The sequence below is a fragment of the Streptomyces marianii genome, from assembly GCF_005795905.1.
Classification (GTDB): Bacteria; Actinomycetota; Actinomycetes; order Streptomycetales; family Streptomycetaceae; genus Streptomyces; species Streptomyces marianii.
The window spans coordinates 2,054,472-2,068,716 of the sequence record NZ_VAWE01000001.1; the positions used below are offsets into that span (position 1 = coordinate 2,054,472).

The 14,245-nt window shown below is 73.3% G+C and carries 11 protein-coding genes; 3 read left to right on the forward strand and 8 right to left on the reverse strand.

Annotation, left to right across the window (positions count from 1 at the left end):
• Nucleotides 1–136: 136 nt before the first annotated feature.
• Entirely contained in the window at nt 137–895 is a 759-nt protein-coding gene (locus FEF34_RS09135; RefSeq protein WP_138052701.1) for an NUDIX hydrolase, read from the reverse strand.
• A 460-nt stretch (nt 896–1,355) separates the two neighbouring features.
• On the reverse strand, nt 1,356–3,116 hold the full coding sequence (locus tag FEF34_RS09140) for a DUF4192 family protein (protein WP_138052702.1): 1,761 nt from the start codon (nt 3,114–3,116) through the stop codon (nt 1,356–1,358).
• A gap of 111 nt (nt 3,117–3,227) precedes the next feature.
• On the opposite strand from FEF34_RS09140, the gene FEF34_RS09145 reads away from it, so the two are divergent.
• Nucleotides 3,228–5,399: a RecQ family ATP-dependent DNA helicase gene (locus FEF34_RS09145; RefSeq protein WP_138052703.1), complete on the forward strand. Its 2,172-nt coding sequence runs from the start codon at nt 3,228–3,230 to the stop codon at nt 5,397–5,399.
• 219 nt (nt 5,400–5,618) lie between these two features.
• On the forward strand, nt 5,619–6,248 hold the full coding sequence (locus FEF34_RS09150) for a hypothetical protein (RefSeq protein ID WP_138052704.1): 630 nt from the start codon (nt 5,619–5,621) through the stop codon (nt 6,246–6,248).
• A 300-nt stretch (nt 6,249–6,548) separates the two neighbouring features.
• Here the strand turns inward: FEF34_RS09150 and FEF34_RS09155 are convergent, their stop codons facing one another.
• From FEF34_RS09155 to FEF34_RS09180, 6 genes are all read right to left on the reverse strand, one after another.
• Complete coding sequence (locus tag FEF34_RS09155) at nt 6,549–7,166, reverse strand: hypothetical protein (RefSeq protein ID WP_138052705.1); 618 nt, start codon at nt 7,164–7,166, stop codon at nt 6,549–6,551.
• Nucleotides 7,167–7,269: 103 nt separating this feature from the next.
• The gene (locus FEF34_RS09160; protein WP_138052706.1) at nt 7,270–7,980 is read right to left on the reverse strand and encodes a ribonuclease HII; all 711 of its coding nucleotides are present in this window, start codon (nt 7,978–7,980) and stop codon (nt 7,270–7,272) included.
• A gap of 675 nt (nt 7,981–8,655) precedes the next feature.
• On the reverse strand, nt 8,656–10,305 hold the full coding sequence (locus tag FEF34_RS09165; RefSeq protein WP_138052707.1) for a DUF4153 domain-containing protein: 1,650 nt from the start codon (nt 10,303–10,305) through the stop codon (nt 8,656–8,658).
• A 661-nt stretch (nt 10,306–10,966) separates the two neighbouring features.
• On the reverse strand, nt 10,967–11,875 hold the full coding sequence (locus tag FEF34_RS09170; RefSeq protein ID WP_138052708.1) for an ADP-ribosylglycohydrolase family protein: 909 nt from the start codon (nt 11,873–11,875) through the stop codon (nt 10,967–10,969).
• 12 nt (nt 11,876–11,887) lie between these two features.
• Nucleotides 11,888–12,547, reverse strand: coding sequence for a histidine phosphatase family protein (locus FEF34_RS09175; protein ID WP_138052709.1), 660 nt, complete (start codon nt 12,545–12,547; stop codon nt 11,888–11,890).
• A 176-nt stretch (nt 12,548–12,723) separates the two neighbouring features.
• Nucleotides 12,724–13,329, reverse strand: a complete 606-nt coding sequence (locus FEF34_RS09180) for a YdbC family protein (protein WP_138052710.1) — start codon at nt 13,327–13,329, stop codon at nt 12,724–12,726.
• 217 nt (nt 13,330–13,546) lie between these two features.
• Between FEF34_RS09180 and FEF34_RS09185 the strand changes: the two genes are divergently transcribed.
• On the forward strand, nt 13,547–14,074 hold the full coding sequence (locus FEF34_RS09185; protein ID WP_138052711.1) for a TerD family protein: 528 nt from the start codon (nt 13,547–13,549) through the stop codon (nt 14,072–14,074).
• The last annotated feature ends 171 nt before the right edge of the window (nt 14,075–14,245 follow it).

Consider the following 14,245-nt stretch of genomic DNA (forward strand, 5'->3'; position numbering starts at 1 on the left):
CGCTCGGCGGCTGGGCGGGTGCACGACGGGTGCGGATACCGCAGCACGATAACGCGACATTTCGGACTTTCTCGGCAGCCTCGTGACGCCGGGTGTCAGGGCGACGGTACGACTCACGAGCGCAGCCGCCCGGACGTCAGACCTCGGGACGCAGCATCGGCGGATTGAGCAGGGTCGCGCCGCCGGCCCGGAAGAGCTGTGCCGGACGCCCGCCCTGGCGGGTCGTCGTACCGCCGGCGGGCACCAGGAAGCCGGGGGTGCCGGTCACCTTGCGATGGAAGTTGCGCGGGTCCAGGGCGACACCCCACACCGCCTCGTACACCCGCCGCAGCTCGCCGACCGTGAACTCCGGCGGACAGAACGCCGTGGCCAGCGACGAGTACTCGATCTTGGAACGGGCTCGTTCCACGCCGTCCGCCAGGATCTGTGTGTGGTCGAAGGCCAGCCGACCGGACTGGTCGTCGTCGCGCGCACCCCCCTCCGGACCCAGCAGCGTCTCGACGGGTGCCCAGCGCGCATTGCTCGCGTCACCGCCGGCGCGCGGCGCCGGGAGGTCCGGCGCGAGTGCCAGATGCGCGACGCTCACCACACGCATCCGCGGGTCGCGCTTCGGATCGCCATAGGTGGCGAGCTGTTCGAGGTGGGCGCCGTTGGCGGGCGCGGGCGAGTGGGGGTCGTGCACGCAGAGCCCCGTCTCCTCGACTAGTTCGCGCGCCGCGGCGGCCGTGAGGTCCTCGTCCGCCCTGACGAATCCTCCGGGCAGCGCCCACCGCCCCTGGTACGGCTGCTCCCCGCGTCGTACGACCAGAGCGCACAGCGCGTGGCGCCGCACGGTGAGCACGACCAGGTCGACGGTGACAGCGAAGGGCGGGAAGGCCGACGGGTCGTAGGGCATGCCGCGATCATAGTCGTCTTCCTGACGATAAACACTCCCTTCCAGATCAGAACCACGACTTCTTGGTGCTCCGGATCGGCGGCCCGCCGTGTGCCGGGCCGGTCGTCGCCACCTCTCAACTACGCCCCTGCGGCGGCTCTCCCCTCTCCTCCGGGGACCGGCTCCGCCGATCCTGACTCCGAGCCGCGCCGGTTCTCGCCGGCCCCGCCCGGACGGGGCCGCGGCGGATCCGGGCCCCGGGCCGGCCGGATTCGGAGACACGTCGGAAACGGACGGAGCCGGTGAAGCGTCGGGCACGGAACCGCGCCAGAACGGGTCGGGAGGACAGGGCTCCGGGGATGGGCGGTGACGGAACGGCGACTGCGACCGCGACCGCGACCGCGACGGGCCGGAACGTCGAGGGAGAAGACCGGGACCGGTTGACTCGGCCGCGCGAACCGGGCGGCGGGGCACGCGGCCCCTACGACGGCGCCGCTCCCCCGGGCGGAGACACCCGCGGCGACGCCGGCCGATCACGTTCCCCCGCCGGTTCCCCTTCCGCGGTACCCGGCCCGCCCTCGGCGTTCGAAGCTCGCCGCCTTGCGGGCGAGGCCGCTCCCGGCCCGGTCGGGCCGGGTGCGGTGCCCGTCTTCCGGCCCCCCGGCCGCACCTGGGACCCCGGACGCGAAAGGCGGGGGCGGGACTGGGGCCGGCGCGCCCCGTCGGTCCCGTGACATGGGGAGGGCATCGGGCCGGGCGTCCGAGACGCGTCGTCCACCGCCGCGTCCGGAGTCGCCTCCGGAACCGGCCCCGGACGAGCGGACCGACCGACCGTGGTGTCCTGGCCCGGCACGAAGGGCTCGGGCCCGGGTGCAGGTGCGGTGCCCCGCGCGGAGGCGACCGCGGATGTGGAATGCGGTGCGGCCGCCCGTGCGGTGGCCGACTCCATGGAGGGGCCGGCGGATGCCGGCTCGCCCCCGGCCGTGAGCTCAGCGGCAGCCGGCCCGCACCCCGCGGAACGGGCCGTGAGCTCCGTGGCACCCGATTCGCTCCCCACCGAGCCACCAGGAGAACCGCCCGCGGACGTCACCGGTGCCCCCGGCACCGGCACCGTGCCGTGGGTCCGCAGGCAGCGGCGCAGCTCCTCGGGATCCAGCCCGTCGTTGCACGCCTGGTGGAGCAGGCGCGCGAAGACGTACTCCGGATCCACCCGGAGGGCTAGGCTGAGGGCGACTCGCGCACTCGGCTCGTCGCCCGTGGACCAGGACACCCAGCCGGCCAGCGAGAGCGGGGCGGCCGCATGCTCCGCGTAGGGTCCGACGCAACGGCGGGCCAGCGCCCGCCACAGCCTGAGCGCGCGGTGGGCCTGCGGACCCTCCATCCACGCGGCGGCCCGGTCCCGGGTTTCGCGGTCCTGGAGCCCGAGAATCACCGCGGCCGCCTCGGCGTGGGAGACCAGCCTGTCGTCGCGGGCGTCGGCCGAGGACGGGCCCATGTCGAGCGTCGCCCTCTCCCCCAGTCGCTTCATCAGCCGACGGGCGAGCCTCAGTGTCTCGGCCCCGACCTGCTCCCTGCTCCCTCCGTGCAGGATCCTCGGGAGCAGGGCCGCACCCGCGGAGTCCAGGGCCCGCTCCTGGTCGGCCATGGACGGGGTGCGCAGCGGCTTGAGGCGCGACTCCATCTCCCGCAGGGAGCCCCGGACCTGGATGCCCGCGTACGCCGCGGCCGCGGCCATGACCGAGGTGCCGGAGATCGCCGTCGCCGTACCCTCCGCCGGACAGCAGCGGGAATCCGGGCAGCAGTAGCTCCAGAAGCGGCCGCCGGAAACGCACAGCGCCTCGGGGACCGGCACGTCCAGCGCGCCGCAGGAGGTGCGCAGCCACTGGGCTAGGGGGCGCAGCCGCTCCATCACCACCCGGCCGGTCTCCCCCTCCACGGGGTCCTGGCACAGGAACACGACGATTCCGTCCGGCCGGGAGCCACGGCGCTCGCTGCCCTCGACGAGGCACTCGGCGAGGTGCTGGGAGACGGGCAGCCACTCGTGCGGGGATTCGGGGATGCCCAGGCGGAGCCGTCCGCCGAAGCGGCCCTGCCTGCCGTGGAGCGCGACGAGCACGATCGAGTCGGTCGGGTGGAAGCCCAGCATGTACGGCAGGGCGTCGACGAGTTCGGCCGGCCCGCGCAAGGTGATCTGCTGCTGCTCGCCGTCGGCCGGCCCGGTGGGTTCGTGGTGCTTGTTCATGGCACGACGGTCCCGCGGACCACCCCGGCACCGCGACCCCTGTGGATAACGTTATCCACAGGCTGACCGGCTCGTTCGCGGATTGTCCTTGTCATCGGGTTGCATGGAGGCATGACCAACGCAGAGCGCGCAGAACTCAGGGCATCGGCCGACGCCGTACTCGCACGTCTCGTCGGGGACGCCACCGGCGCCGCCCGACTGCGCGAGGACCAGTGGCGGGCCATCGAGGCGCTCGTCGCCGACAAGCGCAGGGCGCTGGTCGTGCAGCGGACCGGTTGGGGCAAATCCGCCGTGTACTTCGTCGCCACGTCACTGCTGCGTGAGCGCGGCAGCGGTCCGACGGTGATCGTCTCGCCGCTGCTCGCGCTCATGCGGAACCAGGTGGAGGCCGCCGCTCGGGCGGGAATCCGGGCCAGGACGATCAACTCGTCGAACACGGAGGAGTGGGAGACCGTCCAGGATGAGGTGGCCGCAGGTACTGTCGACGTGCTGCTGGTCAGTCCCGAGCGGCTGAACAACCCGGACTTCCGGGACCAGGTGCTGCCGAAGCTCGCCGCGGCGACCGGCCTGCTCGTGGTGGACGAGGCGCACTGCATCTCGGACTGGGGCCACGACTTCCGCCCCGACTACCGGCGGTTGCGCACGATGCTCGCCGATCTGGCGCCCGGTGTCCCGGTGCTGGCCACGACCGCGACGGCCAACGCTCGTGTGACCGCCGACGTGGCGGAGCAACTGGGCACGGGTGCGGGTACCGACGCGCTGGTGCTGCGCGGGCCGCTGGACCGGGAGAGCCTCAGCCTCGGCGTGCTCCAACTCCCCGACGCCGCCCACCGGCTGGCCTGGCTGGCCGATCATCTCGGTGAGCTCCCCGGCTCGGGGATCATCTACACGCTCACGGTCGCCGCCGCCGAGGAGGTGACGGCGTATCTGCGGCACTGCGGGCACACGGTGGCGTCGTACACGGGCCGCACGGAGAACGCGGACCGGCAACAGGCGGAGGACGACCTGCTCGCCAACCGGGTCAAGGCCCTGGTCGCCACCTCCGCGCTCGGGATGGGGTTCGACAAGCCGGACCTCGGCTTCGTGGTGCATCTCGGGTCGCCCTCCTCGCCCATCGCCTACTACCAGCAGGTGGGCCGGGCCGGCCGCGGCGTGGAGCACGCCGAGGTGCTGCTCCTGCCCGGTAAGGAGGACGAGGCGATCTGGCAGTACTTCGCCTCGGTCGCCTTCCCTCCGGAGGACCTCGTGCGCCGCACCCTCGACGTGCTGGCGCAGGCCGGGCGGCCCCTGTCCCTGCCCGCGCTGGAACCGCTCGTCGAACTGCGCCGCACACGGCTGGAGACGATGCTCAAGGTCCTCGACGTGGACGGAGCGGTGCACCGGGTCAAGGGCGGCTGGACGACGACCGGCCGGCCGTGGGTGTACGACTCCCAGCGCTACGCGTGGGTGGCGCGTCAGCGCGAAACCGAGCAGCAGGCGATGCGCGACTACGCCTCGGCCGTGGGCTGCCGCATGGAGTTCCTGCGCCGGCAGCTGGACGACGAGGAGGCCGTCCCGTGCGGCCGCTGCGACAACTGCGCCGGCTCCCGCTTCGACGCCTCGGTGTCCTCAGCAGCGCTGGACGCCGCGCGCGGTGAACTGGGGCGCCCGGGCGTGGAGGTGGAGCCCCGCAAGATGTGGCCCACCGGTCTTCCGGCGGTCGGCGTGGATCTCAAGGGGCGGATTCCCGTGGGCGAACAGGCGTTCACGGGCCGGGCGCTGGGCCGACTCTCCGACATCGGCTGGGGCAACCGGCTGCGGCCGATGCTCGCAGCGCAGGCTCCGGACGGGCCGGTCCCCGCCGATGTGGCCGATGCGGTCGTCAGCGTCCTGGCCGACTGGGCCAGGGGCCCGGGTGGTTGGTCCTCCGGAGCCGCTGGCGGACCGGCCCGTCCCGTCGGCGTGGTGACCGTCGCCTCGCGCCGCAGGCCGCGCCTCGTCGGCTCGCTCGGGGCCCGCATCGCGGAGGTCGGGAGGATGCCCCTCCTCGGCTCCGTCGAGTACACGGCCGGTTCGGAGGACCGGCACATCTCGCGTACGAACAGCGCTCAGCGGGTGCGGGGACTGCACGAATTCCTCGTCGTCCCACCGGATCTGGCGCGGACGGTGGTCGAGGCGGGCGGTCCGGTGCTGCTCGTGGACGATCTTTCGGACAGCGGCTGGACCCTCGCCGTCGCGTCACGTCTGTTGCGCCGAGCGGGAGCTGAGGGGGTGTTTCCGCTGGTCCTGGCAGTTCAGGCGTGAGGGGAGCGTGACACCGTGCAGCGGCGGGCAGGGATATGAGCACCATTTCTGCCCATTCCCGTCAGCGGCCTCAATTGCTCGTTGCCGCCCGCCTCTGAGCCCGCAAGAATTGGAACCACCGCCCCCGCCCGGTCCGGTCGAGGTCCGCAAAGGGCTATGCCGCGGTGCGCCCTCACCCGACCCTGCCCGCAGTGCGGGCGCGTATGCGAAGGGAGGACCGTGACCTTCGGATTCGCCTCGTCCGCAGCCACTGCGTTCGATGGATCGGCCGGCTCCGCCAGTCGTCTCGCGAGACTGCTGGAACCCGCGGAGTGGGCGGAAGCGGGGATACCTCTCCTGCGCAACCCACGCGAGGTCGTGAGCGGCCTGCACGTCCGCCATGAGCCCGCGCCGTCGACGGCCGTCGTCGCCGTGCTCGATCCCGAGGAACGGCTCATCGCCAGCGCCTCGTTCGTCCGGCGGGCCTCCCCGGCCGACGGCTGGGACTTCCGCAACGCCCTGCTGGCACAGCTGCGGCGGGTCATCCCGCACGACCTTCGCCGCCGTTCACCGGTCCGCACCGCCGTGCTGCTCTACTGCCGTGAGGGCGACGAGCGTTGGACGGAGGAGGACGGCGCCTGGATGTGGGGACTGCGAGACGCGTGCACCTTGCACGGCCTGCGCTGCGGCGCCTACATCACACTGACGCGCGGCGGGTGGCAGGTGCTGGGCGAAGGACGCGGCGGCCGTCGGCCCAGCTCCGACTCGCGGTCGAACGGTTTCGCGGATCTGGTGCCGGGGACGGGGGCCGCACCGTTGCGTACGGCGAGCGGCGCCGCCGAGGCGCTGCGCCGTACGGCGGCCCGCTGAGAGGCGAACAGCCTGCTTCCCGGCTCCGCGCCGGCGACCGGACCCGGACCTCGGGCCGCGTCCTGCACCGCCCCTGTTCGACGGCCACGACCCCGTACGCGCGACTCGGCGGCGTGCGGGGGCGCAACCCGCGGGCAGGGAAGCCGGCGCCCACCCGTCGGCGGTGCCGCACACGGAGCACGGCCCGGCCGCACAGCACGCCCGCACTGCGCAGGGCCGGACGACGACACCGGGGCAGAGCGTCGCACCCGGACGGGCAGTGTGTCGCGCCCGGTCCGGATGTGCGCGCTGCCGTCCGGCTCAGACGCCCGCGCCGAGTGCCGCGTTGATCGGCTGCGGATCACCGCACACGATCAGCAGCGCACGCGCGCGCCCCATGGCGATGGGCAGCGTCCGCGCCGCGTCGTCGTCGCTGCCGCCGTTCACGGCGACGACGACCACGGGCCGGGACGAGGCACGGTCCACCGAGGCGGCGTCCGCGTAGAAGACGTCGTCGGCGGCGTCGTGCTGGGCCCAGTAGGCCGTCTCGCCGAAGGACAGCTCATGGGCCGCCCAGGGGTGCTGCTCACCCGTGGTCAGCACGAGGATCTCGCCCGGGGCACGCCCCGAGTCGAGGAGCAGGTCGACGGCCTCACCGGCGGCGTCGAGGGCGCCGTCGGCGGAAGCGGGGATGAGCTGGATCTGCGGCGCGGAACGATTCTCCTGCCGCGGCGACGCGGTGGCGGTGGAGCCGTGCGCGCGCTGCGCCGGCGGAGCGGACCTGGCCGGACCGGGGCCGGGGCGCCCGGGACGGGGTGCGGCCGCGCCACGCGGGCCGGGTACGGGACGAGGGGTCGGCGCGGTGCGGCCTGCGGCCGATGCAGCGCGGGGACCCTGGGCACTCTCGTGAATCTGAGGCTCCTCGGGGATGAGAGGCATGGGTGGATGTCTATCAAACGCCGGTGCGACGAGCACCGGCGGGTGGCACATAAGTGCGACCGGTCGTGAGGCCGGTCGGCACAGTACTCCCGGTACGGCCGGTTCAGAAGTCGAAGCCGAGTTGGCCCCCGCTTTCCAGAGCGGCCGTCTCCACCGGGAGCCGGACCTTCTTCAGATGCCGCCAGCGCGGCATCGCGTCGAGGTAGGCCCAGGAAAGCCGGTGGAAGGGGGTGGGACCCAGCTCGTGCAGCGCCGCCTTGTGCACGGGCGACGGGTAGCCGGCGTTGTCCGCGAAGGCGTACGGCTCGAACGCCGCCGCTTCCAGTCCGAGCTCGGCCATCAGCGCATCCCGCCGCACCTTGGCGATCACCGAGGCGGCCGCCACGGCGATACAGGACTGGTCGCCCTTGATGACCGTCCGGACCCGCCAGGGCGCGCCCAGGTAGTCGTGCTTGCCGTCCAGGATGACCGCGTCGGGCCGGACGGGAAGCCCGTCCAGAGCCCGCACGGCCGCCAGCCGCAGGGCCGCCGTCATCCCCAGGTCGTCGATCTCCTCCGGGGAGGCGTGCCCGAGCGCATGACAGGTGACCCATCTATCCAGCTCCGCGGCCAGGACGGCGCGACGCTTGGGAGTGATCAGCTTGGAGTCGGTCAGCCCCTCGGGGGGCCTGCGCAGGCCCGTGACGGCCGCGCACACTGTGACAGGACCGGCCCACGCCCCTCGCCCGACCTCGTCGACACCGGCGATGATCTTGGCACCGGTGGTGGCGCGGAGTGAGCGCTCAACGGTGTGGGTGGGTGGTTCGTACGGCATGGCGCCAGACAGATTACGCCGCGCGGCGCGGCCGCGACACCCCGGCTCCCCCTTCTCCCGGACGCGCCCGCCGTCCGCCGTCGCACCGGCGCAGCGGCGGCATCACGGCCCGATCGATCATGCCGGCGATGCCGACGTCCCATCATTCGCTTCCGCACATTTTGTGTCGGTACATCATCATCGCCGGAATCACGCCGAAGACCATCTCGTCCATCGCGTCCGAACACACGTCACCCCGGGCCACACCCCGCCGTACGCCCACCGGAGGAGATGCGTCGGCGACTCGATGGCGCCGCTGACGAACAGCCCCTGGAAGCGCTCGACCGTCGACGTATCGCATTCGTGAAGGACCGCACGCAGGCCGCATCCGGCTGTCGACTATGTCACCGCCCGCGTCCGGCAGGCCAGTTGGCAGAGATCCTCAGGAACGCTTCCGTGATCCGGCGCGTCCCCCAGCGACGGCAGCCCGGCCTCCGGGACGTCGGCAACCGGGTGCCGGGCCGGCGGCGTCATCGGGCGGCGCCGGGGGTTCACGACCGGCCTCCGGTCGTCACGCTCGCCTCGCCGACGTCACTCGCTCTGGCGGGGAGCGGACCGCACCTCGCGGCGAGGCGGACCGTGCGGGCGGACGGCGCACCGGGCGGCGCCAGGTAGGCGCCCGGGCGGACGGCGCCGTCAGTCCATGCCGGTACCGGGGTCGAAGTCGTCGGGGTAGGAGTCCTCCCCGTACCCGTCACGGGTGTACTCGTCCCCGCCCCCTCCGTACCGCCCGTACTCCCGGCAGGACGAACCGCCCGCCGATGCCGGCCGCTTCTCCAGGATCTCCCTCGCCCGGGCCTGCCCCCAGCTCGTGTCGTACCAGGACTGCTCCGTCTCCCACAGGACGCGTTCGATGTCCTTCAGCGCGCAGGAGCGCACCGGCTCGGGAAGGGCGTCGAGAGCGGGGACGGCGTCCGCCGAAAGATCGCGCAGATACCGGACGTCGATCTTCCCTGTGCTCTCGAAGCGCTGGACGTTGCGCTCGGCGACCAGCGCGTCGGGCGAGCCGAGGCCGAAGGCCAGGACCGCGGCGGCGGCACTGCCCGCGACGGCGCGCGGCAGCCAGCGGCTCCCGAGGATCCCCGCGGCGATGATCAGCACCAGCACGAGTCCCAGCCACAGCTCCATCGCGGCGACCGAGATCCGCAGCCGCGTCAGCCCGTACGCGTCGACGTAGAGGTCCATCCTGCGCAGCGCGGAGGCCACCACCACCAGGGTGAGTACGCACAGCGTGCCGAGCACCGCGCGGACGAGGGCGCTGTCGCGGGCCCCTCCGCACGGCGCCCAGCGCAGCGCCAGCCCGATGACGACGAGGGTGAGCAGAGTGGCCCACAGCAGCTGCCAGAAACCCTGCCGCGCGTACTCGGCGTAGGTGAGTCCCGTCTCGCGGAGCACCCTGTCGTACCCGCCGAAGAGGACGGCCAGCTGGACGGCGATGAAGGCCGCGAAGAGCAGGTCCAGGACGATCAGGGGAAGGGCCCACTCGACCCTGCCCCTCGCTCTGCCCTGTCGCAGGGTGAAGCGGTCCCAGCGCAACGGCGCCGCCGCGGTGTGCGCCGCCGCGAGTGCCCCGGCCAGCCCGACGAGGAACAGCAGGAAGCGCCAGGGGGCGTCGACACCCGAGACGTCCGGTGTCAGCTGGCCGAGCAGATCGGCGAACGCCGCGTCGGCGCCCGCGAACAGCGCGCCGAACACGAGGAGCAGGAAGACGGCCACCGCGCTCGCGCGCAGCACGGGGCCCCAGCGGCCCCTCGAACCGTCCGCACGTTCGCGGAGTCCGCGCCACCCCCACACCGGACCGGTCACCAGCGAGTCCAGCACGCCGACCGGACCGAGGACGACGCCCGGCCAGGTGCGGCCCCCGTGAAGAGCGAGCGAGCCGACGGCCAGCGCCGAGACCACGGCCAGGAACGTCGGCCAGCCCGCGTCGCGCAGGGCCGGGACGAGCAGCAGCGCGAGGCCGCCGACCGCCCAGACGGCCGTCCAGGGGCGCAGCCGTCGGCCCGCGGCTCTGGCGGCGAAGTACGCGGCGAGCGTGGCCGGCGCCGCGACGATCAGCAGGTTCACCCCGAGCCCGTCACCGAGCAGCAATGCGCTGAGCAGTGCGGTGGCGAGGGCACACCAGAGCGTCGCCGCACGAGCGGGCTCGCGCCGGGCGGGGCGGATGGAGGCGAGCCGGGCCTCGGGCCGTTCGACCGGTGGACGCCAGGGCTGTCCGTGCTGCGTGCGCGCCTGGGCGCCGCCGGGGCCGGCCAACGAACCGTGGCTCTGTGCGGCCCCGGGCATGCCCGGTGGCCCAGGGGACCCGGCGTCCGGAGCACCGCCGACGGCATCGCGCGGCGCGGTACCGAGCGGGTCCCCCTCCGCCGACGCACCGACGGCCGCGGACCCGGCTGTCGCCGCGTGCCCGCCCGATTCCGGCGACGCCCCCGACTCCGGTGACCGTCCCGACTCGGGTGGCCTTCCCCCGTCTCCACGAGGCCGGGCGTCACCGGCCTCGTGCGTGGTCCGCTCGCGGCCGCCGTCCGAATGCCGCTCCCGCGTCCCTGCCGGCGGCAGGGCCGGGACCGGACCCGCAGGATCCGCAGGCGGCCCGGAGCCGTCGCCGGAATCGTCGTCCCGCTCCGGGACCCGGTCCTGGACGAACGATTCTTCCCCGGATCCGGCTCGCTCCTCCGGCCCGGGCCCGGTGTCCGGGGCTTGCGGTGTGGACGGTACGTCTGGCACGGGACCCCCTCCCGACCGGGCACCGCGGGTGGGGCAGACAGGGCCGTCCCGCCGTCCCGGCGTCTCATCGGCGCACGCCCGTCGTGATCAACGCTGCGGCGTGGCCGACAGGCTAGCCCCGGACCCCGCGGAACGCCCCGTCGCGACCGGGTTGTGGCAGGACCGTGACAGAGCGTCGGGACGGCCGGGAGCAAGGCCCCGCCCGGGCAGCCTCCGCCGGTCAGGCAACCTGGGCGGGCAGCCAGTCGGGCAGGTCCTCGGTCTGCGCCAGCCAGGCCGCGGGCGGAGCCCCGGCCCCCGCCGCCGCGACCACTCCCCCCGCGATGGCGCAGGTCGTGTCGACGTCCCCGCCGACCTGAGCGGTGGTCCAGAAGGTCTTCTCGAAGTCCCCGAGCGCCCGTGCCGCGGACCAGAGCGCGAACGGAACGGTGTCGTGCGCGCTGGTGCGCCGTCCCCGGCCGAGCACCGCCGCGACCGTGCCGGCATCGCCGTAGTCGAGCATGTCGCGCGCCCGGCGGAGCCCCTGCCCCACCGCGCTGCGCGGCACGAGTGCGATCACGCCGTCGAGCAGGTCGGCGGGCGGCGGAGGCCCGCCCGGGGCGGCCGCGAGCGCCGCCGCCGCCGCGACCGCCATGCTGCCGACGACGGCCTCGCGGTGCTGGTGCGTCGTGTACGCGGAGATCTCCGCCTGATGGGTGGCCTGCTCGGGGTCGTCGGCGTACCAGGCGCCGAGCGGGGCGATACGCATCGCCGCGCCGTTGCCCCACGAGCCCTGGCCGTTGAAGAGCTGCGAGGCCAGCTCACGCCAGTCGCCGCCCTCGCGGATCAGCCGCAGCATCCGGTTGACGGCGGGCCCGTAGCCCCGGTCGAAGTCGTGGTGGTCGGCGAAGGACCGCGCGAGGGCGTCCTGGTCGATCCGGCTGTGGGCGGCCAGGACGGCCACCACCGAGCAGGCCATCTCGGTGTCGTCGGTCCACTGCCAGGGCCCCGACGGCAGCGCGCGCCGTTTCAGCAGCGGATAGTTGGAGGGTACGAAGAACTGGGAGCCCAGGGCGTCTCCCACGGACAGCCCGCGCAGGCTGGCCAGGGCGCGGTCGAGGCGCCGGTCGAGAGAGGAGTCAGCGGTCATCGCACCGCCACTCTAACCGGTGATCCCGTACCACTCGGGGGTGCACCAGCGCTCGAAAGGCCTGTCCAGCGTGTACCGGCCGTCCTCGCCGAGCAGCAGCACCCGCGTCTCGCCGTTGTCGGGATTCGACAGCGACTCGAACTCGGGCACCGTCCAGTGGAACCAGCGCATGCAGAAGAGGCGCATGGTCAGTCCGTGGGTGACGAGCAGGACGTTGGGCGGGTGCTCGGGCGATTCGAAGCTCCGGTAGAGGCTCTCCAGGAACGCCCCCACCCTGTCGTACACATCGGCTCCCGACTCACCCTGCGGAAAGCGGTAGAAGAAGTGGCCGTAGGCATCGCGGTAGGCCTTCTGCAACCGCACGGCGTCCCTCTCCTGCCAGTTCCCCCAGTCCTGCTCGCGCAGCCGCGGCTCCTCCCTGACCCGGACGAGCCGAGGGTCGAGCCGGAACGCGTGAAGGGTCTGGTGGGTACGTCGATAAGGCGACACATAGACACTGACGCGCTCGTGGCCGAACAGCCCGCGCAGCCGGTTGCCGGTCTCCTCGGCCTGGTGCCACCCACGGTCGGTGAGGCTCAGCGCATGATCGGGCTTGCGCTCGTAGACCGAGTCGTCGGCGTTGCCCTCCGACTCGCCGTGCCGGACGAGGACGATGCGCCGTGGTCGTGCCATAGGACAAACCCTAGATCGGAGCGGCCTCGCACGCGGAGCCCGGTGGCACGGCTGCGGCGTGTCCTCACATGACGCGCACACATCCGTGGGCCGGGCCGAAGTGGGCAACGGTCCTCCGCTCCGTCCGCGGTGGCGGCGTCCGCCGGCGGTTCGTCCGCCCCCGCCCGTCCAGGCGGTCACACGGTCCAGGACGGCTGAAGCTCCACGACGTCGCCGGCCAGCGCCGCGATGTCCGCCTCCGTCTGTGCTCTCAGGGAGAGCCGCTCCACCCGTTCCACCCGGTACTTGCCGTGCTCGGCGACCGACTGCCACATGGACAGCACCAGGAACTCGTTCCCCGGAGCCTCGCCGAAGAGCCCCCGCACCATTCCCGGAGACCCCGCCATCGCCGGGTTCCACACCTTCTCCTGCATCAGGGAGAAGTGCTCGACCCGGTGCTCGTGCACCTTGCAGTGCGCCACGCGCACCACGTCGGCGTCCGTGAAGCGCGGCTCGAATCCGGTCTTCACGTCGAAGCGGTGGTCGAAGAGCTTTGCCTGGAGGTTCCTGTACGTGCCCGACTGGGCGGACGCGAGTCGGTCGTGCGACCGCGCCATGAATGAGTCGTAGAACGCGCGGGACTCCCAGAACGCGAACACGTGCGCGACATCCGGCCGCCCCCTGCTCCAGCCGCCACCCTGCCCCCGGAAGCCCGGCTCCCCCAGCAGCCCCGCCCATTTCCGCTGCCCGCGTTCGAACCCCCGACGGTCCACGACGGTGCAGCGAATCCACTTGACCAGCACCGCGCCATCGTACGGCCAGGGGACGTGGCCTTGGTCACTCTACCGGGTGAAGGTACGCCTCCGGTCAACGGCCCGACCGGTTCGAGCCGCCCCCTCCCGTCCGACCCCGGACGTCGTCGATCACATGACACGATGACAACTCGCACGTGACGCGCGGAGTTGACGGCCGGACCACCGTCCTGGCGGGCCTACGCCGTCCGAGAGGAAGGGAATTCGGGTGAGCAGTCTCAGCAAAGGGCTCCGGAAGGTCCAGGTGACGCTCAAGTGGGACCCCAGCCCCATCGGAGCGGCCGCCCACGACCTCGACATCGTCGCCGCCACCTACAGGGCGGACGCCCCGCACGGCGCGCCCGCCTATCTCGTGCACTTCGACAGCCGGTCGCCCGACGGCACCATCACCCTGGACCGGGACAGCCGTACCGGGCAGGGCTTCGGCGCGGACGAGGTGATGACCCTCGAACTCGAACGGCTGGCGGCTGCCTACGCGAGGGTCGTCGTCGGCGTCGTCATCCAGCAGCGGAACGCGGAGAAGTCCTTCGCCGACGTCCCCAACACCGGAGTCCGGATACTCGACGGTCCGGTGGAGCTGGCGAGCCACGACCTTTCGGGCGTCCCGGACGCCTCGGCCGCCACGATCGCGGAGTTCACCCGGGACGACGCGGGAGCGTGGCAGCTGCGTCCGGTCCTGCGCGGTTTCAGCGCCGACCCGGCCGAGTTCGCCGAGCTGATGGGCACGCCCGCCTGAGGGGAGCCTTCGCGGCGGGCCCGGCCGAGACCGCGGCACCCGCCCCGGGGCGACCGGTGTGCCCCGTCCCTCGTCGCCCACGCCGCCGGCCGGAGGGGGCGTGGGCCGGCCCGGTCCTACCGTGCCGCGGCGAGGGGCGAGAACCGGGGGAGGGACGCCGGCTCGTCGCCG